Annotated in this window: 22 protein-coding genes; 16 read left to right on the forward strand and 6 right to left on the reverse strand. The window is 75.4% G+C overall.

All coding sequences use genetic code 11. From position 1 onward, the window contains the following. Positions 1–71 precede the first annotated feature (71 nt). Both A8713_RS25490 and A8713_RS25495 read left to right on the forward strand, forming a co-directional pair. Positions 72–1,034 carry an AraC family transcriptional regulator gene (locus A8713_RS25490; protein WP_064535883.1) on the forward strand — a complete coding sequence of 321 codons (963 nt, stop codon included), beginning with the start codon at positions 72–74 and terminating at the stop codon, positions 1,032–1,034. Positions 1,035–1,225: 191 nt separating this feature from the next. Further along, a complete protein-coding gene (locus tag A8713_RS25495; RefSeq protein ID WP_064535884.1) occupies positions 1,226–1,942 on the forward strand; it encodes a helix-turn-helix transcriptional regulator in 717 nt (238 codons plus the stop codon). Positions 1,943–1,996: 54 nt separating this feature from the next. On the opposite strand, the gene A8713_RS25500 is transcribed toward A8713_RS25495, so the two are convergent. After that, complete coding sequence (locus tag A8713_RS25500; protein ID WP_064537710.1) at positions 1,997–2,401, reverse strand: VOC family protein; 405 nt, start codon at positions 2,399–2,401, stop codon at positions 1,997–1,999. Positions 2,402–2,704: 303 nt separating this feature from the next. Between A8713_RS25500 and A8713_RS25505 the strand changes: the two genes are divergently transcribed. From A8713_RS25505 to A8713_RS25515, 3 genes are all read left to right on the forward strand, one after another. Continuing rightward, entirely contained in the window at positions 2,705–3,625 is a 921-nt protein-coding gene (locus A8713_RS25505) for an isocitrate lyase/PEP mutase family protein (protein ID WP_064535885.1), read from the forward strand. Continuing rightward, complete coding sequence (locus A8713_RS25510) at positions 3,622–3,882, forward strand: hypothetical protein (RefSeq protein ID WP_064535886.1); 261 nt, start codon at positions 3,622–3,624, stop codon at positions 3,880–3,882. The genes A8713_RS25505 and A8713_RS25510 overlap by 4 nt, the downstream gene beginning before the upstream one ends. Positions 3,883–4,196: 314 nt before the next feature. After that, positions 4,197–5,795: a carboxylesterase/lipase family protein gene (locus A8713_RS25515; RefSeq protein WP_173860904.1), complete on the forward strand. Its 1,599-nt coding sequence runs from the start codon at positions 4,197–4,199 to the stop codon at positions 5,793–5,795. Positions 5,796–5,825: 30 nt separating this feature from the next. Here the strand turns inward: A8713_RS25515 and mmuM are convergent, their stop codons facing one another. Next, positions 5,826–6,776 carry a homocysteine S-methyltransferase gene (mmuM, locus tag A8713_RS25520; RefSeq protein ID WP_064535887.1) on the reverse strand — a complete coding sequence of 317 codons (951 nt, stop codon included), beginning with the start codon at positions 6,774–6,776 and terminating at the stop codon, positions 5,826–5,828. Positions 6,777–6,983: 207 nt separating this feature from the next. On the opposite strand from mmuM, the gene A8713_RS33655 reads away from it, so the two are divergent. The 3 genes from A8713_RS33655 to A8713_RS25535 are packed head-to-tail and all read left to right on the forward strand — an operon-like array spanning position 6,984 to position 8,322. Next, the gene (locus tag A8713_RS33655; RefSeq protein ID WP_064535888.1) at positions 6,984–7,352 is read left to right on the forward strand and encodes a VOC family protein; all 369 of its coding nucleotides are present in this window, start codon (positions 6,984–6,986) and stop codon (positions 7,350–7,352) included. Between the two features lie 9 nt (positions 7,353–7,361). Then, the gene (locus A8713_RS25530; protein WP_064535889.1) at positions 7,362–7,838 is read left to right on the forward strand and encodes a DUF7919 family protein; all 477 of its coding nucleotides are present in this window, start codon (positions 7,362–7,364) and stop codon (positions 7,836–7,838) included. Positions 7,839–7,887: 49 nt separating this feature from the next. Then, a complete protein-coding gene (locus A8713_RS25535) occupies positions 7,888–8,322 on the forward strand; it encodes a VOC family protein (protein ID WP_064535890.1) in 435 nt (144 codons plus the stop codon). Positions 8,323–8,349: 27 nt separating this feature from the next. Here A8713_RS25535 and A8713_RS25540 read toward each other — a convergent pair whose 3' ends face one another. The 4 genes from A8713_RS25540 to A8713_RS25555 form a co-directional block, all read right to left on the reverse strand. Next, a complete protein-coding gene (locus tag A8713_RS25540) occupies positions 8,350–8,856 on the reverse strand; it encodes a GNAT family N-acetyltransferase (protein WP_064535891.1) in 507 nt (168 codons plus the stop codon). Between the two features lie 54 nt (positions 8,857–8,910). Next, complete coding sequence (locus A8713_RS25545; RefSeq protein ID WP_064535892.1) at positions 8,911–9,756, reverse strand: alpha/beta fold hydrolase; 846 nt, start codon at positions 9,754–9,756, stop codon at positions 8,911–8,913. Further along, positions 9,749–10,333 carry a TetR/AcrR family transcriptional regulator gene (locus A8713_RS25550; protein WP_064535893.1) on the reverse strand — a complete coding sequence of 195 codons (585 nt, stop codon included), beginning with the start codon at positions 10,331–10,333 and terminating at the stop codon, positions 9,749–9,751. Before A8713_RS25550 ends, A8713_RS25545 begins: the two co-directional genes overlap by 8 nt. 98 nt (positions 10,334–10,431) lie before the next feature. Then, positions 10,432–11,676 carry an FAD-binding protein gene (locus tag A8713_RS25555; RefSeq protein ID WP_064535894.1) on the reverse strand — a complete coding sequence of 415 codons (1,245 nt, stop codon included), beginning with the start codon at positions 11,674–11,676 and terminating at the stop codon, positions 10,432–10,434. Between the two features lie 185 nt (positions 11,677–11,861). On the opposite strand from A8713_RS25555, the gene A8713_RS25560 reads away from it, so the two are divergent. The 8 genes from A8713_RS25560 (at position 11,862) to A8713_RS25595 (ending at position 22,699) form a co-directional block, all read left to right on the forward strand. Next, a complete protein-coding gene (locus A8713_RS25560) occupies positions 11,862–13,223 on the forward strand; it encodes a radical SAM protein (RefSeq protein ID WP_064535895.1) in 1,362 nt (453 codons plus the stop codon). 290 nt (positions 13,224–13,513) lie between these two features. Beyond that, positions 13,514–15,019 (forward strand): cellulose-binding domain-containing protein, encoded by a 1,506-nt coding sequence (locus A8713_RS25565; RefSeq protein WP_064535896.1) that lies wholly within the window; start codon positions 13,514–13,516, stop codon positions 15,017–15,019. Positions 15,020–15,095: 76 nt separating this feature from the next. Beyond that, a complete protein-coding gene (locus A8713_RS25570) occupies positions 15,096–15,998 on the forward strand; it encodes a pyridoxamine 5'-phosphate oxidase family protein (RefSeq protein ID WP_064535897.1) in 903 nt (300 codons plus the stop codon). A 546-nt stretch (positions 15,999–16,544) separates the two neighbouring features. Beyond that, positions 16,545–17,270, forward strand: a complete 726-nt coding sequence (locus A8713_RS25575; protein WP_064535898.1) for a Crp/Fnr family transcriptional regulator — start codon at positions 16,545–16,547, stop codon at positions 17,268–17,270. Positions 17,271–17,390: 120 nt separating this feature from the next. Beyond that, positions 17,391–18,218, forward strand: coding sequence for a hypothetical protein (locus tag A8713_RS25580; protein WP_064535899.1), 828 nt, complete (start codon positions 17,391–17,393; stop codon positions 18,216–18,218). Between the two features lie 5 nt (positions 18,219–18,223). Continuing rightward, positions 18,224–20,920 (forward strand): hypothetical protein, encoded by a 2,697-nt coding sequence (locus A8713_RS25585; RefSeq protein ID WP_064535900.1) that lies wholly within the window; start codon positions 18,224–18,226, stop codon positions 20,918–20,920. After that, positions 20,913–22,151: a hypothetical protein gene (locus tag A8713_RS25590; protein ID WP_064535901.1), complete on the forward strand. Its 1,239-nt coding sequence runs from the start codon at positions 20,913–20,915 to the stop codon at positions 22,149–22,151. The genes A8713_RS25585 and A8713_RS25590 overlap by 8 nt, the downstream gene beginning before the upstream one ends. Beyond that, a complete protein-coding gene (locus tag A8713_RS25595; RefSeq protein WP_064535902.1) occupies positions 22,148–22,699 on the forward strand; it encodes a Pycsar system effector family protein in 552 nt (183 codons plus the stop codon). Before A8713_RS25590 ends, A8713_RS25595 begins: the two co-directional genes overlap by 4 nt. The last annotated feature ends 66 nt before the right edge of the window (positions 22,700–22,765 follow it).

Here is a 22,765-nt window from a genome sequence, read left to right on the forward strand (position 1 = left end):
AACTGCCCTGCCCCGCACGGGATCCATCGCCGAACCGCTCACCCGCATAAGCGCGCGTCTACGCTGTCCCCATGGACGCACTCGCCGGCCTCCTGGAGGGCCCCCGCGCGCGCGGCGCCTTCATGATCCGCGCCTGCCTCGACCCGCCGTGGGCCGTACGCGTCGAGGACGAGGCCCCGCTCACGGTGATGCTGATGATCCGCGGCCACGCCTGGATCATGCCGGACACCGGCGAGCGGGTGCGGCTGGGCCCCGGCGACCTGGCCATCGCGCGCGGCCCCGGCCCGTACACCTGCGCCGACGACCCCGGCACCGCCCCGCAGGCGCTGATCCTGCCCGGCGGCGAGTGCGCCTACCCCGACGGCCGTTCGCTGAACGGCTCCATGGACCTCGGCGTACGCACCTGGGGCGACCGCCTCGACGGCGGCACGGTGGTGCTGATCGGCACCTACCTCATGAAGGGCGAGATCAACGGCCGGCTGCTGGACGCGCTGCCCCCGCTGCTGACCCTGGCCTCGGACATGTGGACGTGCCCGCTCACCCCGGTGCTCGCCGACGAGATCGTGCGCGACGAGCCCGGCCAGGAGGTCGTCCTCGACCGGCTCCTCGACCTGCTGGTCATCGCCGCGCTGCGGACCTGGTTCGCCCGGCCCGACGCGGCGGCGCCCGCCTGGTACGGGGCGCTCGCCGACCCGGTCGTCGGCCCGGTGCTGCGGCTCGTCCAGGACGACCCGGCGCACCCCTGGACGGTCGCCGCGCTCGCCGCGAAGGCCGGGGTGTCCCGGGCGGCGCTGGCCCGCCGCTTCACCGCGCTGGTCGGGGAGCCGCCGATGGCGTACCTGACGAACTGGCGGCTCGCGCTGGCCGCCGACCGGCTGCGCGACACCGACGACACCATCGCCGCCGTCGCCCGCCTGGTCGGCTACGGCAGCGCCTTCGCGCTCTCCACGGCGTTCAAACGCGCCTACGGCGTCAGCCCGCAGGAGCACCGGACGCGGACGGCGCGCGCGGGGGCGGCGCGCGGGGGCGGGTGAGCAGGGTGTACGGCGCCCGTCCGGTGGGCCCAGTGGGCCCGGTGGCCTCGCCGGAGCCGGTGAACTCGGTGGTCCCCGTGGTCCCCGTGGTCCCGGCGGACGCTGTGGAGGCGGCGCGCGGGGCGCGTGCGGCCCCCGCTCCTGCGCCCGCTCCTGCACCTGCGCCCGCTCCTGCGCCCGCGCCCGCGTCCGTGCGCGCCGGCCGGGTGCCGGGCGGGTACGCCGAGCGGCCCGCGCGACTGCCCGGCGCGGTGCTGTGGACGAAGACACCCGGCGGGTCCGGCGCCGGGGCGGGGCTCGTCCTGCCCGACGGCTGCATGGACCTGCTGTGGAGCGAGGGCCGGCTGCTCGTCGCCGGGCCCGACACCCGGGCTCACGCCCCCGGCGGCCCGCCCGCGCACTGGACCGGGCTGCGGTTCTTCCCCGGCACCGCGCCCGGCTGGCTCGGGGTGCCCGCGCACGAACTGCGCGACCGGCGGACCGACCTGGCCGAGCTGTGGCCCGCCGCCGAGGTGCGGCGGCTGCGCGCCCGCCTGGAGGCGGCGGCGGACCCGGCCGCCGCACTGGAGGCCGCGGCCCTGGAACGCGCGGAACGCACCGGGCCGCCGGACCCGCGGCTGCGGCGCCTGGTCGCGGCGCTGGACGCGGGCCGCCCGGTCGCCGCCACCGCCGACGAACTCGGCGTGGGCGCGCGCTGGTTGCACCGCCACTCCCTGGCCGCCTTCGGCTACGGGCCCAAGACGCTGGCCCGGGTGCTGCGGCTGCAGCGCGCCCTGGCACTGGCCCGGAGCGGAGTCCCGTTCGCGCAGACGGCCCTCCGCGCGGGCTTCGCCGACCAGGCGCATCTGGCCCGGGACGTGAGGGAGTTGGCCGGGATGCCGCTGAGCGGACTTCTGGGTGGGCGCTGACAGCGCCGCGAGTGCCACTCGGCAGGCGCGGTCGCCGCGCGGGGGGTGCGGGCGCTACGCGCTGGGTGCGGGCAGGGGTGCGAACAGGTCGACGCCGTTGCCGTCCGGGTCGTGCACGACCGCGTACCGCATCCCCCAGAACGCGTCCCACGGCTTCAGCTCCCCGTGGTACCCGGCGCCGGCCAGGTCGGCGTAGAGGGCGTCCACCTCGGCGGGTGTGCCGCAGTGGAAGGCGAGCGCGCACCGGCCGCCCCCAGCCGGCGGGCGCCAGTCCGGATGGAAGGAGCGGACGGTGTCCTCGGTGTCCAGCGCGAGGGTGAGACCGCCGGGCAACTCGGCCTCGACGTGCGGCTGTTGTTCGGCGTCCTCGGGAAAGACGAGCCCGAGGCGGCGGTAGAAGGCGAGCGAGGCGGCCAGGTCCGAGGCGACCAGGCCGACCACGGCGAATCGTGGAGTCATGCCGTCACCGTAGGCGCGGCCCCGGCACCCGGTCTTGAAGGAATCGGACACCTCCGCGACGCCGCCGCCCTCCCGCCGGTCCCCGGGGCGCTCATCAACCCGGCTCCGCGACACGCCGGTCAGTGACGTTTCTCCGGTGAAGGCGTACGCCCGTCCGAGTGAGTAAAGGGCATCTCAAGTACCGCTCTCGGTGCGGTCTAGGAATCCTTATGTCTCGGCAAAGGACCGGGTGCCGCCGGCCACCGGAATCCGGCCGCTCCTGAGGGCGCGCCCCGCGCCCGACCCCCCATCAGAGGAGTCACGTTGACCTACGGCAAGAAGCTGCGCGCGCAGATCGCCGGGCCGGGTACCACCCCGCTGATCGGTGTGTACGACATGTACTCGGCGTCGATCGCCGCCGAGCACTACGACGGCATGTTCGTCTCCGGATTCGGCTTCGCCGCCTCCTACTACGGCCTGCCGGACATCGGGTTCATCGCCTGGCCGGACATGGTGGCGTTCGTCCAGCGGCTGCGGGGCGCCTTCCCCGCCCACCACCTGCTGGTGGACATCGACGACGGCTATGTCGACGCGGAGGTCGCCTGCCACGTGGTGGAGGGGCTGGAGCGCATCGGGGCGTCCGGGGTGATCCTGGAGGACCAGAAGCGGCCCCGCCGCTGCGGACACGCCGACGGCAAGCAGGTGCTGCCGCTCGACGAGTACCTCGCCAAGCTGGAGAAGGTGCTGGCCACCCGGCAGGACCTGGTCGTGGTGGCGCGGACCGACGCCACCGACGAGGCCGACATCCTGCTGCGGGCCGAGGCGCTGGCCGCGACCGAGGCGGACGTCATCCTGGTCGACGGGATCCGCTCCGTCGACTGGATCCGCCGGGTGCGCGCCGTGGTCGGCGACAAGCCGCTGCTGTTCAACCAGATCGGCGGCGGGAAGTCGCCGCGCCTGTCGCTGGGCGAGCTGTCCGAGCTGGGTGTGGACGTCGCGATCTACAGCACCCCGTGCCTGTTCGCCGCCCACCAGGCGATGGACTCCGCGCTCGCCGAACTGCGCCGCGCCGACGGCCGGTTGCCCGAGGTGGACGCGGCCGGCGGCGTGGGCGTGCAGGCCGCGACCAGCCTGCTGGAGCGCAACCTGGCGCACCGGCGTCCCGTACGCGCGGGCGCGCGGGCGGGCGTGGGCGCACCGGCGGTGGGCGCGCAGGCGGGCGCGGAAGAAGGCGTGGGCGTGTGAGCGCCCGCCCGCCCCGGCTGCGCACCGCGGCCGTCCTGGCCCTGGCCCTGGTGGCGGGTGCGGCCCCCGCCGCGGCGGCCGACAGCCTCATCACCGTCCTGGACAACTCGCACTCCGACTCCATCCTGGAGGTCGACCGCACGGCCAACCTCCAGACCGGCCGCGGCACCGCGGGCAGCGATCACGACGGCAGCGCCGTCGACGCCATCGAGGCCCTCATGGGCGTGGGCCGCGACGGGGAGGAGGACGGCGACTGAGCGACAGCGACAGCGACGACAGCGACACGGACCGCACCGGGCGCCGCCGTGCGGGGCGGCCCCGGTGACGGCCCGGGTGGGGGTCGGGGCGCCGACCCCGGCGTCGGCTCCGGCGTCGGCTCCGGTGGTGGCTCCGGTGGCGATGGGGCGCCGCGCGAGCGGCACCGAGCAGGCTGCCGTACTCCGGACAGCCCCGTTCCGGGCCCGAGCGGCGGAATACCGCGCACCGCCGTGGTGCTCTTGAGGTACCGGTGCGCGAGCGCTGACGCCCGCGCACGAGCGGGGTGCGAGCGCGCTGAAGGGCTGGTGGTCACATGGCGGCGGACCGGACGGCTCCCGTGGTGGCAACGCCGTACGGGGCGGTACGCGGACGGTACGAACACGGGGTCGCGGCCTTCCGGGGCATCCCGTACGCGGCGCCCCCCTTCGGCCCCCGGCGGTTCCGGCCGCCCGAGCCGCCCGAGCCCTGGGACGGCGTCCGCGACGCGCAGGTCTACGGCCCGACCGCGCCCAAGCCCCCGTACTCCGACGCCTTCGCCCCGTACCTGTCCGATCCGGCCGTTCCCGGCGACGACTGCCTCAACCTCAACGTGTGGACGCCCGAACCGGACCCCGGCGCCCGGCTGCCCGTGCTGGTGTGGCTGCACGGCGGGGCGCTGACCCGGGGCTCCTCGGCCGTGCCCGTCTACGAGGGCCACTCCTTCGCCCGCGACGGGGTCGTCCTCGTCTCCGTCAACTACCGGCTGGGTGTGGAGGGCTACGGACTGTTCCCGGACGCCCCCGCCAACGCCGGTCTGCGCGACCAGCTCGCCGCGCTGCGCTGGGTGCACGAGGCGATCGGCGCCTTCGGCGGCGACCCCGGCCGGATCACCCTGTGCGGCCAGTCGGCGGGCGCCATCAGCGTCGGCGCCCTGATCGCCGCCCCGCAGGCCCAGGGACTGTTCCGGCGGGCCGTGCTCCAGAGCGGTGCGCCGGAGGCGTCCGACCGGGACAGGGTGCGGCGCATGGTGCGGCGGATGGCGGCCCGGCTGAAGGTGCCCGCCACCGCCGAGGCGTTCGCCGCCGTCGACCGCGAGCTGCTGCTGCGCACCCAGGCCGAGACGGGCAGGCTCAGCAGCCCGGTCCTCGGCGGCCCCGCCTTCGGCATCGTCGTCGACGGCGACCTCGTCCCGCGCGATCCGCTGGAGGCGCTGATCGAGGGGGAGGCGGCCCGAGACGCCGACCTGCTCATGGGCTGGACCCGCGACGAGTACCGGCTGTGGCTGGTGCCGGGCGGCCTCGTCGAGCGCGTCGACCGGCTCGGCGCGGTCGCCCTGGCCGGTGCCATGGCCCGCTGCCACTGCGGACACGAGGTGGTGCGCGGCTACCGGTCGCTGCGGCCCCACGCGGGCGCCGCCGAGATCGTCGGCCAGCTGGTCACCGACCACATGCTGCGCCGCCCCCTGCACCGGCTGGCCGAGGCCCGGCCGGGCGCCGCCCACCTGTACGAGTTCGCCTGGCCGTCCCGGCTGCCCGGCCTCGGCGCCTGCCACGCCCTGGAACTGGGCTTCGTCTTCGACACCGGCGACGTCCCCGACGCGCGCCGGCTCGCGGGCGAGGGCGCCCCGCAGGAACTGGCCGACGCGATGCACGCGGCCTGGGTCCGCTTCGCCGCCGACGGCGACCCCGGCTGGGCGGCCTGGGGCCCGGACCACCCGGTCCGGGTCTTCGGCGACGGCCCCGCGCACACCGCGTACGGCCCCCGGGACGCCGAACTGGCCCTGTGGACCGCCCCGCCCGCCGCCGCGGTCCCCGACCCCCTGCCCGCGCTTCCCGCCCCGCCCCCCGCGGCCGACGGCTCCCCGGCCCGCGCCGCGGAACTCCGCGCGGTGATACGGCGCCTGCGCCGCTCGGGCGGTGTCCGCGGAACGTGAACCGCGGCCCCCCGGGCAGGGGAGGGCGGGTCACCCGGTCCCCAGAGAGCGGGCGATCCGGCCGATCACCGGCGGGCCGACCCGGCAGCAGCCGCCGATCAGACGTGCGCCCGAGGCGCGCCAGCGGTGGACCAGGGCCGGGGTGAAGGTGGAGCGCCCGGTCCAGGAGCGGGCCGTGGCGTCCCAGCTCTCCCCGCTGTTGGGGTAGGCCACCACCGGCTTGCCGGTGACCCGCGCGGCCACCGCGACGGCGTCCGCCACGTCCTCGGGCGCACAGCAGTTCACCCCGGCCGCGATCACCTCGTCCGCGTCGGCGACCGCGCCGAACGCCTCCTCCAGGGGCTGCCCGGCCCGGGTGCGCGGGCCGTCCACCGTGTACGACAGCCAGGCCGGCACCCCGAGGCCCCGCACGGCCCGCAGCAGGGCCACCGCCTCGTCGGTGTCCGGGACCGTCTCCAGGGCGAGCACGTCGGGCCGGGCGGCGGCCAGCGCCTCCAGCCGGGGCCGGTGGAAGCGCTCCAGCTCGGCGACGCTGAGCCCGTAGCGCCCCCGGTACTCCGAACCGTCCGCGAGCATCGCCCCGTAGGGACCCGCCGACGCGGCCACCCAGAGCGGGCGCGCCACCCCGCGCGCCCGCGCCCGCGCCACCGCGTCCCGCGCCAGAGCGACACCGGACGCCATGAGCGCGCCGGCCCGCTCCCGGCCGAACCCGCGCCGCGCCAGCCCCTCGAAGGTGGCCTGGTAGGTGGCGGTGATCAGCACGTCCGCGCCCGCCTCCAGATAGGCGAGGTGCGCCTCGGTGACCGCCTCGGGCCGCTCCGCCAGCAGCCGGGCCGACCACAGCTCGTCCCCGAGGTCGTGCCCGGCCGCCTCCAACTGGTTGGACATCCCGCCGTCGAGCACCACCGTCCCGGCGGCCAGGGCCTCGGCGAGAGTCCCGGCGGGACCGTCCGAGGCCGCGCCGCCCGTGCCACATGTCATGCCACGACGCTAACCGAGCGCTGCCCCGACCGTCCCGCCGCCCGGATCGCCGGGACCTACGGCTACGACGACTGCGCGACCGGGGCCGTCGACACCTACCTCCTCGACGGCACGCCCCCGGCGCGCGGCACGATCTGCTCCTGACGTGTTCCGGCCGCGCCGAAAACCCGTTTCACCGGCTTCCGGGCGGCTGCCACGATGTCCCGCATGACCTCCAGGATCCGCCATGTGACCATCGACTGCTCCGACCCCTACATCCTGGCCCGCTTCTGGTCCCAGGTGCTGGACCTGCCGCTGCACGACGACGACCACCCGGGCGACCCGGAGGCGCTGATCGAGGGCGCGGGCCTGCTGTTCGTCCGCGTGCCCGACCCCAAGCGGGCCAAGAACCGCGTCCACCTCGACCTCCAGCCCCAGGACCGCACCCGCGACCAGGAGATCGAACGCCTCCTCGCCCTCGGCGCCACCCTGACCGACGACCGCCGCCGCCCGGACGGCCGGGGCTGGGCCGTCCTCACCGACCCCGAGGGCAACGAGTTCTGCGTGGAGCGCTCCGCCGCCGAGACGGCAGGCTGAGCACCGGGGGTGTTCTACGAGGACCTCAGCACGTACGCCTACCTGGACCACGACGCCTTCACGGACAGGGAGTCGGGTTTCCACGCGCTCTGGTACCGGCCGGCGTACGCCCGTCTGAACGTCGGATGGCTGGAGGCGGGCAGGCCGTACCCGACCGGAGCGGTCCCCCCGGGATTCGTGGACAAGCTGAGGGCCGTTCAGGAGATCCAGTGGATGAACGTCTGCCTGGGCGTGCACGAGTGCGACCTGTGCCCGGGGCCCGGAGCCCCGGAGGGGAACGGGGAGATCCGCGTCCCCGGTGGGCCCGGCATCGCCTACGCCGCCCCGTTCCTGATCACGCACTACGTCACCGCTCACCGCTACCGGCCGCCGCGGGTCTTCGTCGACGCCGTCCTCGCGCTCGACCTCGGGCCCTGGACCCGCGCACGATGGCCCGACGTGCCCTTCCCCTGGGTTCCGGACGACGCGGAACGCATGCTGGAGTAGGGCCGGAAAACTCCCGGAACTGCTCGAACTCCCCTGCTAAAGTGCGCCGATGCCCACGGTCAAGAAGGTTCAGATCACGTTCGACTGCGCGGAGCCCGAGCGCGTGGCCCGGTTCTGGTGCGAGGTGCTGGGGTATGTCGTGCCACCGCCGCCGGAGGGGTTCGGGAGCTGGGACGCGTACGGGCGGTCGCTGCCGCCCGAGCGGCAGGGCGCGGGGTTCGTCTGCGGTGACCCCTCGGGCGTGGGGCCGCGGCTGTACTTCCAGCGCGTCCCCGAGGGCAAGGTCGTCAAGAACCGGGTGCACCTCGATGTGCGTGTCGGCACCGGGCTGGCGGGAGCGGAGCGGCTGGCCGCGCTGGAGGCCGAGTGCGAGCGGCTCGTGGCGCTGGGCGCGACCCGTGACCGTGTGCTGCTCGCCGACGAGTACGACGAGTCGTGCATCCTGATGCGGGACATCGAGGGCAACGAGTTCTGCCTCGACTGAGCGCCCCGGCGGGGCGGCCGGCCGGGGTCACAGGGTGCGGCGCATGCAGAGCCGCGGCCACCGGTCCAGGCCGAGGGCGGCCTCGTGGGCGCGGATCTCGCGCAGCCCGGGGGTGAGCGCGCTGTCGGCCAGGGGCGCGAAGCCGCAGCGCGCGTAGTAGGGGGCGTTCCACGGCACCTCGGCGAAGGTGGTGAGGGTGAGGGCGGTCGCGCCCTCGGCCCTGGCACGGTCCGCCAGGTGCTCCAGCAGCGACCGGCCGATGCCGCGGCGGGCGTGCGCCGGGTGCACCGAGACCTGTTCGACGTGCAGGGCGCCGTCCACGCGGTCGGCGATCAGATAGGCGACCGGGGCGTCGGCTTCGTCGGTCGCCACCCAGGCGAGACCGGCCTCCTGGTGGCGGGCCAGCTCGTCGAGCGCGGGCGGCTCGTCCGCCGCGATCTCCGGCATGCCGACGTCCGCGAAGCACAGCCCCGCGGCCCTCTCGATGTCCTGGAGCAGGGGCAGTTCGGCGGTGCGTACGGCTCGGATGCGCATGGACGTATTGTCCATGGTCGTCCCCGGCGGGCCGGACAGGGGGCGCGCGGCACCTCAGCCGCGCCCGGCCTCCGGGCGGGCCGGGGCCCGGTCGAACACGGCGGTGAGCCGGTCCGCGAAGTCCTCCGGGTGTTCGAGCGCGCCGAGATGGCCGCCGGGGAACGCGGCGAGGCCCGCGCCCAGCCGCTCGGCGAGGGCCGTCGCGGTGCGGTGCAGCAGCAGGCCGCGGGAGGTCTCGCCTGCGGCCAGGGTGAGGGACGCGCCCGCGCCGGGGCCCCGTACGGGAAGACCGTGGGCCGTGAAGGGCACCAGGACATGGGCCAGGAAGATCGCCATGGGGGAGGCGAGTTCCTCCTCGCGGGTCAGGGGTTGGGGGGCGGCGGCGGGCGCGGGGCCGGGGGCGGGATCGGGGGCGCGTTCCTCCAGGACGGCGGTCAGCAGGGACGCGGCGGCCGCCGGACCGGCCGTGCGGTGGACGGCGCGGACCTCGCGGAAGCGGGCCCGCAGCGCCGCCCCGTCCGGCAGTGCCGCCACGCAGGGCGGCTCGTGCGCGACGACGTGCCGCAGCCGCTCCGGGTGCCGGGCCCACAGGTCGAGGGCCACGACACCGCCCGCGCTCGTGCCGAAGACGTACGCGGGCTCGCCGCCGGGCGACACCTCGTCCAGCACCCGGAGGGCGCTCTCGCTCCAGTCCCCGGGCCGCTGGTCGGCGACGGGCAGCCCGAGGCGGCCGTGGGCGAGGCCGAGCGGGTCGTGGGTGACGACGGTGAAGCGCCGGGCCAGGCGGGCCGTCAGCGCGTCGAGCCCCATCGGGTGCCCGGCCCCGCCCGGCAGGACGAGCAGGACGGGGCCGCCGCCCCGGACGTCGTGGTACGCGCGGGTGCCGTCGGTGTCAGTCATGTCGCGGATGCTCCCTGGGCCAGTGGGTGAGGGCGGTGTGCAGAGCGTCGACGGCCTTGTCCCAGGACGCGTCCACGTCCCGGGCCGCGTTGAAGCCGCCCGCGGCCTCCAGCGCGCAGAAGCCGTCGAAGGTGCTGCGCAGCAGGCGCACCGCGTCGGTGAGGTCGGGTTCCTCCAGGCCGTAGGCGCGCAGCATCCCGTAGGTGATCTCGGTGGTGCGCCGCATGGCGGAGAGGTCGGTGACGAGCGCCGGGTCGATCCGCAGCCGGGTGGCCGCGTACCGGCCGGGGTGCCGGTGCGCGTACTCCCGGTAGGCACCGGCGAACGCGGCCAGCGCGTCCCTGCCGGCCCGGCCCGCCACGGCCGCGGCGATGGCCTCGATCATCTCGCCGCCGGCCAGCAGGGCCAGCCGGGTGCGGAGGTCCTGGAGGTTCTTCACATGCGAGTACAGACTGGCGTCCTTGACGTCGAAGCGCCGGGCCAGCGCGGACAGGCTGACGCCGTCGAGCCCGGCCTCGTCGGCGAGTTCGGCCGCCGCCGCGACGACGCGGTCGGCGGTGAGTCCGGCTCGGGCCATACGGTTCCGTCCCCTCGGGCTGTCCCAGCGACACCTGTTGCCTAGAGGCTCTAGGATGCAGCCTTGGGTTACCAGGAATCAAGGGACGGCCGCGCGTCTCAGCCGTTGAGCAGATCGCGGACGAAGGCGTTGGTGAACTTCCCGGCGGGATCCAGTTCGCGGGCCAGCGCCCGGAAGTCCGCCAGCCGCGGACAGCGCTCGCGCAGCGCGGCGGCCGGCAGGGTGAACACCTTGCCCCAGTGCGGACGCGGGCCGAACGGCTCCAGCGCCGCCTCCAGGCGCCGTACGGCCGGGAGCACCGCCGCGGTGTCCTCGACCCAGGTGAAGTGCAGCGCCACCGAGTCCCGTCCGTGGCTCGGGCTCAGCCACTGCCCGTCGGCGGCGACGGTGCGCACCTCGCAGGTTTGGAGCACCGGCGCCACCGCGTCCCGGACCGCCTCGACGGCGTGCAGGGCCGCCAGGGCGTCGCCGCGCGGCAGCAGGTACTCCGACTGGAGTTCGGCGCCGCTGCTCGGGGTGAACTCCGCCCGGAAGTGCGGCAGCCGCTCGTGCCAGGGGCCCGGCACGCCGTGCTGCGCGGTGCAGTTGTCCGCCGGCATCCCGGGCACCGGGTGCAGCGCGGCCTTCGCGGGCACCGCCCACGGGAAGTCCGCGAGGGGCTGGTCGGTGCGCCGCTTGAGCCACACCTGCCGGAACCCCGCGTCCCGCCAGTCGGTGAAGAGGCTGACGCTGTACGCGGCACCGGCCACCGCCTCGAAGTTCAGCCCCTCCAGGGGGAGTTCGGTGAACACGTGCTGCTCCACGGCGTAGGCCGGCTCCAAATCGAGGACCAGCGCGGTGACGACGCCGAGCGCCCCGAGGGAGGTGACGGCCCCGCCGAACCGGGCGTCGCCCCGCCCGATCCGTACCGTGGAGCCGTCCGCCGTGACGAGTTCCACCTCGCGGACGGCGGCGGCCAGCGGTCCGTTGGCCACGCCGGAGCCGTGCGTGCCGGTCGCCACCGAACCGGCCACGGAGATGTGCGGCAGCGAGGCCATGTTGGCCAGCGCGAGGCCGTGCCCGTGGACCCGGCGGGCCAGCTGCGCGTACCGCACCCCGCCGCCGACCCGGACCGTGCGGGCCGCGGTGTCCACCTCCACCTCGGGCGGCAGCGCCGCGAGCGAGAGGAGCACGCCGTCGGCGCCCGGGTCGGCGATCGTGTTGAAGGAGTGCCCGCTGCCCAGGGCGCGCACCTTCGCGCTCCCGGCGACCAGCGCCCGCAGGGCGTCGGCCGACCCGGGGCGGTGCACCCGCCCGGTGCTGTAGGTGATGTTGCCCGCCCAGTTGGTCACGGTCCCGGCCATCGTCCCGCCCCTCCCGCCATATTTGTCAACCGAGCATACTAATTGGCGGGCGGGGTACCGGGCGAGCTGCCCGGCGAGGTGCCGGACGGAGCGCGCCGTGCGCCGGCGGGGGACCCGGCACCGCCCGCCCGCACGCGGGGGCATACCGTGAGGAGTCGTACGTCGGAGCTGGGAGGAGAGACGGGATGGGCAGCCGTACCGCGCTGGTCGAGGATCTGATGGAGCGCTTCCCGCACGTGCCGCGCGAAGCGGTCTTCAAGGAGGACCTGCTGCGAGGCGGTGTGGCCTTCGACCCCTCCGCGCTCAGCGACAACGAGAGCGGGGAGGTGAAACCGAAGTCGTACTTCATCTTCTCCTTCGACCACGGCACCCTGCCCGAGCTGGGCGAGGCCGCGCTGCGCCGCCCGCCCGAGGAGATCATCCTCACCGGCGGCCCGTACGGCCTGCGGCGCACCGTCGTCTCCGTACGGGTGAATCCCGCCTCGCCCTACCGGGTGGCCGCCGACGAGGAGGGCCTGCTCGGGCTCTACCTCGACGGGAAGCGGATCGCCGACGTCGGTGTGCCGCCCATGCCGGAGTACTACCGGCACACCCTCTCCAACGGGAAGTCCGTGATGGAGGTGGCGCCCACCATCCAGTGGGGCTACCTGATCTACCTCACCGTCTTCCGGGTCTGCCAGTACTTCGGCGCCAAGGAGGAGTGCCAGTACTGCGACATCAACCACAACTGGCGCCAGCACAAGGCGGCCGGCCGGCCCTACACCGGCGTCAAGGACGTGGAGGAGGTCCTGGAGGCGCTGGAGATCATCGACCGGTACGACACCCAGAAGGCGTCCACCGCCTACACCCTCACCGGCGGCGCCATCACCAAGACCGTCGCAGGGCGCGACGAGGCCGACTTCTACGGCCACTACGCCAAGGCCATCGAGGAGCGCTTCCCCGGCCGCTGGATCGGCAAGGTCGTCGCCCAGGCGCTGCCCCGGGACGACGTGCAGCGGTTCAAGGACTACGGCGTGCAGATCTACCACCCCAACTTCGAGGTGTGGGACGAGTATCTGTTCAAGATGTACTGCCCCGGCAAGGAGCGCTACGTCGGCCGCGACGAGTGGCACAAGCGGATCCTCGACTCCGCCGACATCTTCGGTGCCCGCAACGTCATCCCCAACTTCGTGGCGGGCGTGGAGATGGCGGAGCCCTTCGGCTTCACCACCGTCGACGAGGCCATCGCGTCCACCACCGAGGGCCTGCGCTTCTTCATGTCCCACGGCATCACGCCCCGCTTCACCACCTGGTGCCCCGAGCCCACCACCCCGCTCGGCAAGGCCAACCCGCAGGGCGCGCCGCTGGAGTACCACATCCGGCTGCTGGAGGCCTACCGCGCCACCATGGACGACTTCGGCCTCTCCTCGCCCCCCGGCTACGGCCCGCCCGGACCCGGCCGGGCGGTCTTCTCCGTCAGCTCCTTCATGGACAGCCTGCCCGCGCGGGACGACGAGCGGGAGAGCACCGGGCAGGACGCGGCCGAGCCCAGCGGGGCCGGGGCCTGAACGGCGCGTCCGAAGCCCGCGCGGCGTATGTACCGGAGCGCGGCGCGACCCAGGACCGTGTACGGGAGACACACAGGAGGGTGACGCGCGGCGGGCGCCGCGGAAGGCGGGCACGGAGCGGCTGACGTGCGGGCGGGCGCCCGCACGGGCATCCGTGCGCCACGGCGGGCGGACACGCGCCTTGTCAGCCGTGCCGCGGACGTGAAAAGCTCGCGCATCCCCGCGAACCGCCCGCCGTCAGGGCCCAGGACCGGGGCCGGTCGATTCCCGCCCGTGGACGCAGGAGCCCCATGCCCGACCAGCCGAGCCCCCAGGACGCCGCCGAGGCCGCGCTGCCGGCCGAGTGCTGGGACGCGGTGCTCTCCTACGCCGGCCTGTGCACCTCCGGTTCCGCGGCGGCCGGGGAACTGGCCACCGAGTCCTTCGCGCTCGGCCTGCGCGAGGTGCGCGCCGCCGACGCCGGGGCGTTACGCGGCCGCCGTACGCCCCGGCTGCCCGCCGTACCGCTGATGCTGACCGCGGTGCGCACCACCGCGGCCGCCTGGGAGCGTGCCGGGCTCGGCGACCGGCTCGACAACGACCTGCGGCTGTGGCTCAACTCCCCGCAGGCCGCCCGCTATCCGGGCCCGCCCCGGCACCGCCCGCTGGCGCTGCGCGGGCTGCGCGACCTCCAGGAGCCGGACGCGGCGCTGCTGTGGCTGGCCGAGGTGGAGGCGCTGCCCCTGGTCGTGGTGGCACGGCGGCTCGGCCTCGACCCGGCCGGGGTGTCGGAGGGACTGGAGCAGGTGCGCGCCCTGTTCCGGGACCGCTGCCGCCGCGCCCACCTCGACTCGCCGCTGGACAGCGAGTGCCGCGGCTACGCCCGGCTGCTGGACGCGGTCACCCGCTCCGCCGCGCCCCTGAGGGTCCCCGAGGACCTCTCCCGCCACCTCGCCACCTGCGCCCGCTGCGCGGAGGCCGCCGCCTGCCTCCAGCCGCGCGCGGGCGCCCTGCCCGTCGCCCTCGCCGGGGGCGTGATCGGCTGGGGCGGCCTCGCCTATCTGGAGCGGCGCCGCCGGGCCGCCGACGTACGCCTCGGCGCGCGCCGGCCCGCGCCCGGCGCGGCGGACGCGGACCCGGGGCAGCCGGGGGCGGTGCGGGCGCGCCTGGTGCGCGGCGGGCTGCTGGCCGCCGCCGTGGTGCTGTCGGCGGTGGCCCTGACGGTGTCGCTGATGCCGTTCGACGGCGCGGCCGACGACGCGGCGCACGGCGCCACGGACCGCCGGACGGCCGCCGCCGTCACCCCGCCGCCCGCCGACCACAAGGCGGACCAGGCCCCCGGCGACGGCCCGGCCCCGGCCTCCTCGGCGTCCGCCTCCGGTCCCGGCGGGTCCCTCACCGGCACCGAGGCGCCCGTGCCCTCGGGGGACGACCCCGACCCCGAGCCCCAGGGCACCCCCTCGGCCGTCGCCGGCACGCCCGGACCGACCGGGCCCGACCCGGCGGCCTGCCGGGTCGGCTACCACGTCGTCGACCAGTGGACCGACGGTTTCGAGGCCACCGTCACCGTCACCACCGGCCGCCCGCTGGACACCTGGCGGCTCGCCTGGACCTTCGGCGACGGCCAGCGCGTCACCCGCATGTGGGACGCCACGGCCGCCCAGAGCGGCTCCCGTGTCACCGCCACCGCCGCGCGGTACAACGCCTCCGTCGCCGCGGGCTCCACCGTCACCTTCGGCTTCGTCGGCTCCCGGCACGGCGGCAACTCCGCGCCGTACGACTTCACGCTCGACGGCCAGGACTGCGCGACGGGCTGAGCGGTCCGTTGGCGCCGGAGGGGAGCGCGGGCGATCCTGGAGAGCGGACCGACCCCTGACGAGGGAGGGCGCGGCCATGCACGCTCAGCCAGGCGACCGGCTCGTCGTGGAGAGCCCGGCCACCGGTGCCACCCGGCGCGACGGCGAGATCGTCGCCCTGCACCACGAGGACGGCACGCCGCCCTACGACGTGCGCTGGTCCGACACGGGCGAGGTGACGCTGGTGTTCCCCGGCCCCGACGCGCACATCGACCACCTGTCCGGACCGGACGACGCCCCGGCGCCTCCCTCCGCGCACGGCTCCTCCGGGGCGCCGCCCGCCGAGGCGCGTCCGGGGCGCCCCGGGGACATCGGGCGCCGGCTGACGGCCGCCCGGGAGCGGTGCGGGCTCAGCGTCGAGGAGACGGCCGACCGCGCGCGGATGTCCCCGCAGTACCTCGCGTATCTGGAGGAGTACCCCTCCGACCCCAACCCGGCGACGCTGCTGCGCCTGGCCGATGTGCTGGGCACCACGCTCGACGCGCTGCGCGGCGGCGGCCAGGACCTCCCGCCCGGCCAGGGATACGCCCTGCTGCGGCCCGAACTGCGCGACCTCGGTCCCGAGGAGTGCCGTGAGCTGCTGTCCACGCACGGTGTGGGCCGGCTCGCGCTGTCCACGTCCCGGGGCCCGGCCGTCTTCCCGGTCAACTACGACGTGGTGGACGGCGACCTGGTCTTCCGCACCGCCCCCGGCTCCGCCCCCGCCGAGGCGGCGGGCGCCGAGGCGGCCTTCGAGGTCGACCACATCGACGACGCGATGAGCCGGGGGTGGAGCGTGCTCGCCGTCGGCCGCGGCGAGGCCGTCACCGATCCGGACGCGGTGCGCCGCCTGGAGGAGCGGGCCCGCTCCACGCCCTGGGCGGGCGGCCCCCGCGACCTGTGGATCAGGATTCGCCCGGAGCGGCTGACCGGCCGCCGGATCACCCCTCGGCAGGACTGAGCGGTCGCCGGATCGCCCCCTCGGCAGGACTGACCGGCCGCCGGATCACCCCCTCGGCAGGACTGACCGGCCGCCGGATCACCCCCGGCAGGGTTGAGTGGCCGCCGGATCACCCCGCCGACAGGACCGAGCGGCGGGGCGGGTCCGCGCACCGGCACGGCAAGCGGAACGCGTCCGGTGGCCGGTGCGTCACCGTACTCTCACGTGCTCGACACGGCGTCGTCACCGCTTCCGCGACGGGAAAACCTGAGTTTTCGCCAAAGGCGGCTCATCGGCCGATTCACGACGACCGCGCCGCGGAGAGCCGTCGCGCCGGTGCTGACCTCACCGTCGTCCGCGTGCGGACGGGCCGCGCCGCGGGCAGGGAGCCGGGGGAGGAGAGCCGGGGCGACGCGGGGAGCGGGGCCCCGGAAGCGATCTACCTGCCGAGTCCGCTGTTACCGGCCGGTATGCCAATGTGGCGTAATTCACTCGTCCTGAATCGACTCTCTGTCACCATCATCGCCAACGAGGCACAGGCATCCGGACTGCGGCGGGGGGCGTGGCATGGGGCTGCTCGGCGATGAGCTGGCATTCGCGCACGCCCTGACGCCCCCGGAACGCGAGAGTGTGATGGCGCTCGGCAGCCGCCGGAGCTACCCGGCCGACGGCCATCTCCTGACCGAGGGCGACCGGTCCACCCATGTGATGATCGTGATATCCGGCTGGGTGACCGTCTCCGTCTCCACCGACCGCGGCGCCACCCGGCTCATCCTCGGACTGCGCGGCCCCGGCGAACTCCTCGGCGAGATGGCCGCCCTGGACCCGCATCCGCGCAGCGCCACCGTACGCGCGCTCGGACCGGTCGAGGCCCAGGTCATACCCGGGGACGCCTTCCGCCGCTTCCTCGCCCTCCAGCCCCGCGTCAGCGGTCTGGTCATACGCCAGCTCACCTTCCGGCTCCGCAGCGCCGACCAGGAACGGTCCGCGCTCGCCTCCCTCACCGTGCTGCAACGCCTCGCCAGCCGGCTCACCGAACTCTCCTCGGCCGCGCCCTCGGGCCCCTACGCCCCCTCCTCCCGGGCGGGCCCCGCGAGCGGCATCCGCCCGGCCGGGCCCGTCGTCCACCTCGCCCAGGACGAACTGGCCGCCACGGTCGGCGCCACCCGCGAGGCCGTCGCCAAGGCCCTGCGCCTGCTGCGCACCCAGAACGTCGTGCGCACCGGCAACCGGATGGTGGAGATCCTCGACCCCGGGCTGCTCGCGCTCCTCGCGGACGGCCACCAGGAGTAGATCCCCGCCGTGTGTAAACGGCTACAGACGTCCCCCCGCCCCCAGGAGGAGGCTCCGGAGGGACGGGAGGACCGCCACCTCTTCTTCGGCAAGCGCACAGAACACCGCAGGGGGACACGGGTGAACCACGACGCCACCGGACTCACCGAGGAACACTACGAGTTGGTGATCAGTGTCGACGCCAGACGATCCGGTCAGTACGACGACGTCGACAAGCAGCGGATGCGCGCCCGCATCTACCGGGTGCTGGAGACGGCGTTCGCCCACGCCGCGGTCGCCCGGGACGCCCTGCACCTGGAGGACCGCGGCGACGGTGTCCTGGTGGCGGTGCAGGGCCGGATCGCGGCCAGCCGCATGCTCGGCCTGTGGCTCGTCGAGGTGCACGAGAAGCTGCGGGACGAGAACCGCGGTCTGCGCGTCCCGCTGGGGCTGCGGATCGGCATGCACGTCGGCCCGGTCCGCCACGACGAGCGGGGCATCAGCGGACGCGCGGTCGACCTCGCCTGCCGGCTCGCCGACTCCGCGCCCGCCCGGCGGCTGCTGGACGCCGAGGGCGCCGACCTGGTCCTGGTGACCTCCTCGTCCCTGTACGAGGACGTGGTCAGCAGCGGCGGCAAGTTCATCGAGCCCGAGCGCCACACCGCCGCCCGGCTCGGCCTCAAGGAGGGCGAGGTCACCGCCTGGTTCCACCTGCCCGGCAGACCCGCCCCGCAGCTCCCCGCCGATCCGCCCGCCGATCCGCCCGCCGAGGATCCGGCGCCCGGGAACGAGCGAACGGATGCCGTACAGAAGGTTGATGACGTCCCGTCGGAGGCATCACCCTCCGAGGCGCCCCGGACGCAGTACACCGTGCAGGGCGACATGTCCGAGCACCGCGGCAACGTCTACCACGACCGCGTGCACATCGGCCGGGTCACCGACCGCGACGCCGACCGGGGGAGGGGCTGAGCCGAGTGAGCGACGAACCGCAGGCGGACGGCCCGGCCCAGGACGCGCCGGAGCGCCCCGCACGCCGGGAGAAGCCGGACGAGAACCGCTCCCCGAAGGGTGACGAGCGGCACGGCAGGCGCGAACGGTCCCGCGACGACGGCGGGTCCGGCGCCGGCAAGCGCCCGGCGGGCAAGCAGGACGCCCCCGGCAAGGACGCCGCCGAGCACGGGGACGGCGACAAGAGCAAGGACAAGGACAAGGACGAAAGGAGCAAGGACGAAAGGAGCAAGGACAAGGACAAGGAGCAGGAGGAGCGGGAGGAGCGCGAGCGCGAACGCGAGCGCGCCGCCGGGCGGTTCAGGGAGCTCACCCGCGATCCGCTCGCCGAGGAGGAGAGCGAGGACGGCCACACCGACCTCGCCGCCGCCGCCCGCGCCCGCCGCGCGATCCAGCAACTGTTCGACGTAGGACGCGACTTCACCAGTTTCGACCGCTCCTACTTCCACAGCGCCCTCATCGGCGACGTCAACCTGATGCTGGACAGCCGCCGCGTCGGCGCGGGCATGCGCAGCGGTCCCGTACCCGACGAGGAGCTGCACCGGCTGCGTCTCGTCCATGTGGAACCCGCCGGCTACGTCCAGTTGCGCACCGCGCTGCGGGCCCGCCGCCTGCTGGTGCTCGGCGCGGCCCCCGGCACCGGCCGCACCAGCACCGCGCTCTCCCTGCTCGACGAGGTCACCATCAGCGGGCCCGGCACCACCGGGCCGGAGACCGGGAACGGCCACCGGGTGCGCCGCGTCGACCCGGACGACGACGGGCTGCGCAAACTGGCCGACTCCCTGGGCGAGCCGAGCGCCGACCAGCACACCGAGAGCCGCGGCTATCTGCTGGAGGTGCCCCTGGACCGGCCCGGGGGCCCGCTCCCGGCCGAGATGGACCTCGATCAGCTGGCCGCCGCGCTGGCCCGCCGGGAAGCCTTCGCGGTGGTCGTGGTCACCCTCGGCTCGGCCGCGGGCCCGCTGCTCGCCGGCCGGTACGGCATGCTCTGCCCGCCCGCGCCCACCGCGGAACTCCTGCGCACCCGGCTGCGCGAACGGCTGGAGCACCATGCCGCCGCGCCGGGCGCCGACGGCCCGGAACCCGCCGAACTACTCGCCCGGAGCGAGGAGTTGTACGCCCGCGCCGACGTCAAGGACGCCCTCGGCCTGGACGACCTGCGCCCCGCCGAGGCCGAACTGCTCGCCTCGCTGCTGGCCGGGCACGTGCTCGGCGACGTCACCCGCGAGGACCTGCTGTCCGGCTGCCGCAGCCTGGCCGCCGCCCAGGCCCAGGAGTGGTTCGCCGGGGTGGACCGCGCGCTCACCGCGCCCGCACCGGCGGTGGGGACGGACGGGAAACCGGGACGGCCGGGCACCGCCGAGCTGTTCCACCCGGTGGCCTTCCGGATCGCCCTCGCCGTCCTCGGCGGCGCCCCGCACAGCGCCGTGGCCGCCGCCGCCCACCTGCTGACCTGGGAACTGTCCGTGCAGTGCGACCCGGACAACACCCCGGCCCGCCCGCTGTTCTGCGACGACCCGGACGCCGACGTCGCGCTGTCCCGGGCCGAGGTGCGCGACGGCCGGGTCGAGGTCGCCGGAGTCGACGTACCCGCCCGGCTGATCTGGTACCGGGGCTCCGCGCTGCCCGCGGCGGTCCTCACCGAACTGTGGGACCGGCACTTCCCGGCCCGCGGCCCGGTGGTGCGCTGGCTGCGCCAGCTCGCCGACGACCCGCGCCCCCAGGTGTGGATGCGCGCCGCCGTCGCCGCAGGCGAGCTGTGCGTACGGGACTTCGACCACGGCTACACCGAACTGGTCCGCCCGCTCGCCGAGGCACCCACCCCGCTGCGCCGGATCTTCGCGGCCACCACGCTCGACCAGGCCGCCCGGCACGACTCGCACCGCAAGGCCGTGCACCGGATCGTCGGCGACTGGAGCAGGCACGGCACCAAGTCGCTGCGCTGGAGTGCCGCGATGGCCCTCGGCTACGGCAACGCCGCCGAGAGCACCGACGAGACCCTGGACGCCCTGGCCCGCATCGGCATCCACGGCGACGGCGACCAGCTCGCGGTCGCGAGCTTCAACGTCGTCCGGCTGCTGACGCTGCCGGACGCGGCCCAGGTGCTCGCCCGCATGGCCGAGTGGACCCACCACAAGCGCGAGCCGTACCAGGACCTCGGCCTCGTCACCACCGTCCGGCTCGCCCTGACCACGGTCGACGAGATGCTGACGGACGCCCCCGACGCGCGGCCCGCCGGCCGCGGCGACTGGCCGCTGCCGCTCGCCCTCGCCGCCGACCGCCCCGAACTCGTCGAGCCCATGGCCGACCTGATGTGGACGGCGCAGAACACCGCGCGCTCCCAGGAGGTGGCGACGGACGCGCTGGAGTCCCTGCTGCGGTCGGCGGTGCGCAAGGACGGCACCGAGTGGACCCGGCCGGGGCTGGCGGCGCTGCTGCCCGCGCTGGCCGCCGACGAGTACGACCGGCGCCGTCTCGACTGGCTGCTGCGCCGCATGATGAACGACCCGGAGAAGCCGCTCCCCGACGCACGCGCGCGCGACCTGTGGTGGCTCGCCGTGACCCCGCCCCCGCGCCCGCGCCCCTCGGCGCGGAGCGAGGAAGGGACCCGCCCGGAGCGGACCCGCCGGGAGAGGACGCGCGAGGAGGAGAGGCATGGCTGACGACGAGAAGCGGGCCGCCGGGAACGAGGGCCCGCCCGCGGGGCCGTTCCTGCGGGAGTACGCGCCGACGGGCGGGTATCCGCCGGTCAGCGCGCAGCGGGCCTCCGTGGTCTTCTACCGCAACGGCGGCTACAGCGTGATCACCGTCGCCGGGATCCAGCACGTCGGCAAGCGCGCCCTGGCCCGGCCGTACACGGTGTGCGAGATCGCCCAGGGCACGTTCGTGAGCACCCTCGGCCTGGAACTGCCGGCGGCCGGCGGGACCAGCTTCTTCAAGGCCGAGGTGGACATCGAGTGGGAGGCCACCGACCCCCACCTGGTCGCCGTGAACGTGGTGACCGATGTCGCCAAACGGCTCACCGCGCCGGTGCTGGAACGGCTGCGCGAGGTCACCCTCGGCTACCAGGTCACCGAGGCCGACCAGGCCAACCGGGTCGTGACCCAGGAGTGCGTCGGCGGCCGGTGGAGCGACCTGGGCTCCGAACTCGGGCTGCGGGTACGGCTCTACGTCCGGCTCGGGGTGGACGACGAGGCCATCACGTACGCGCAGAAGAAGCGCGAGGTGTACGCCGACGCCGAGGTGACCCGGGTGCGCCAGGAGGAGTTCCGGCGGATGCTGCGCGGCGGCGACATGGAGCAGCTCACCTACATGCTGGCCGCCGACCCGGACGGGGCCAAGGACTTCCTGGAGAAGATCCGCCAGGAGGGCAGGCAGGACGAGAAGGACCGCCTGGACCGGCTGTACTCCATGGCCATGGCGGGCGAACTGCACGCCGCCGACGTGGAGACCCAGGTCCTCAACCTGCTCAACCAGGGCCGCGGACGTCCCCTCCAGGGCCCCATCGGCGCGGTGCCCGCCCGTCGGCAGCCGCGCTCGCTGGAGCCGGGCGGCGAGCGGCCGTTCACCCCGGACTGGGCCTCGGACGACCCGCCCCGGCGCAGGCCGCCGCGCGACCGGTCGCCGTGGGACGAGCCCGGACCCGACCGCGGATCGGACCACGGATCCGGCCGCGGGTCGGACCACGGATCCGGCCGCGGGTCGGACCACGGATCCGGCCGCGGAGGCGACCGGCCCGACCGTACGGACCGCCGCCCGGCCGACGGCTACGACGAGGATCCGCCCCCGCGGGTCCACCGGCCCGAGCCGTACGACCCGTACGAGGACGACCCGGACCGCGCACCCCGCCGCTCCCGGGACGACGGCTGGTCCTGGGCGGACGAGGACCGGTGACCGCCGACGGGGGCCCCCGAACCTCCTCCGACCCGGTCGTGCCCGTGCCGAACGGGGGTCGGCACAGCCACGACCGGGCGGAGGAGCGCATCGCCGAGCGGCTGCTCGGCACGGTCCGCGAGGACCTCGGACGCGCCGACTCGAAAGCCGCCGTCCTGCTGTCCGGGACGCTGGCCCTGCCCGCGTTCCTGGTCGGCTGGCACGGCACACCCGGCTGGCACGGCCCCGCGGACGTGTGGCTGGTGCTCGCCGGGGTGTTCTGGGCCGTCGCGGTCGGCGCGCTGGTCGGCGCGCTGCTGCCGCGCACCGGCACCGTACGCGGCGGGGACGGGGTGACGTACTTCGGCGACCTGGTGGCGCCCCGCGACCTCGCGGGACTGTCCGCCCGGGTCGCCGAGGCCGGCCGCGACCCCACCCGGTGGCTGCTCGTCCAGGCGGTGGACGTCAGCTCGATCCTGTCCGCCAAGTACCGGGCCATCCGCTGGGGAGTGGGCTCGCTCGCCCCCTCCTCGGCACTGGCACTGGTCTGGGGCCTCGTCTCGCGCTGACGCGCGCGGCGGGGCCCGCACCCCGCACCGAAGACAGACACGAACGACGAAACAGGGGACGCCGTG

This window comes from Streptomyces sp. SAT1, from assembly GCF_001654495.1.
Lineage (GTDB): Bacteria > Actinomycetota > Actinomycetes > Streptomycetales > Streptomycetaceae > Streptomyces > Streptomyces andamanensis.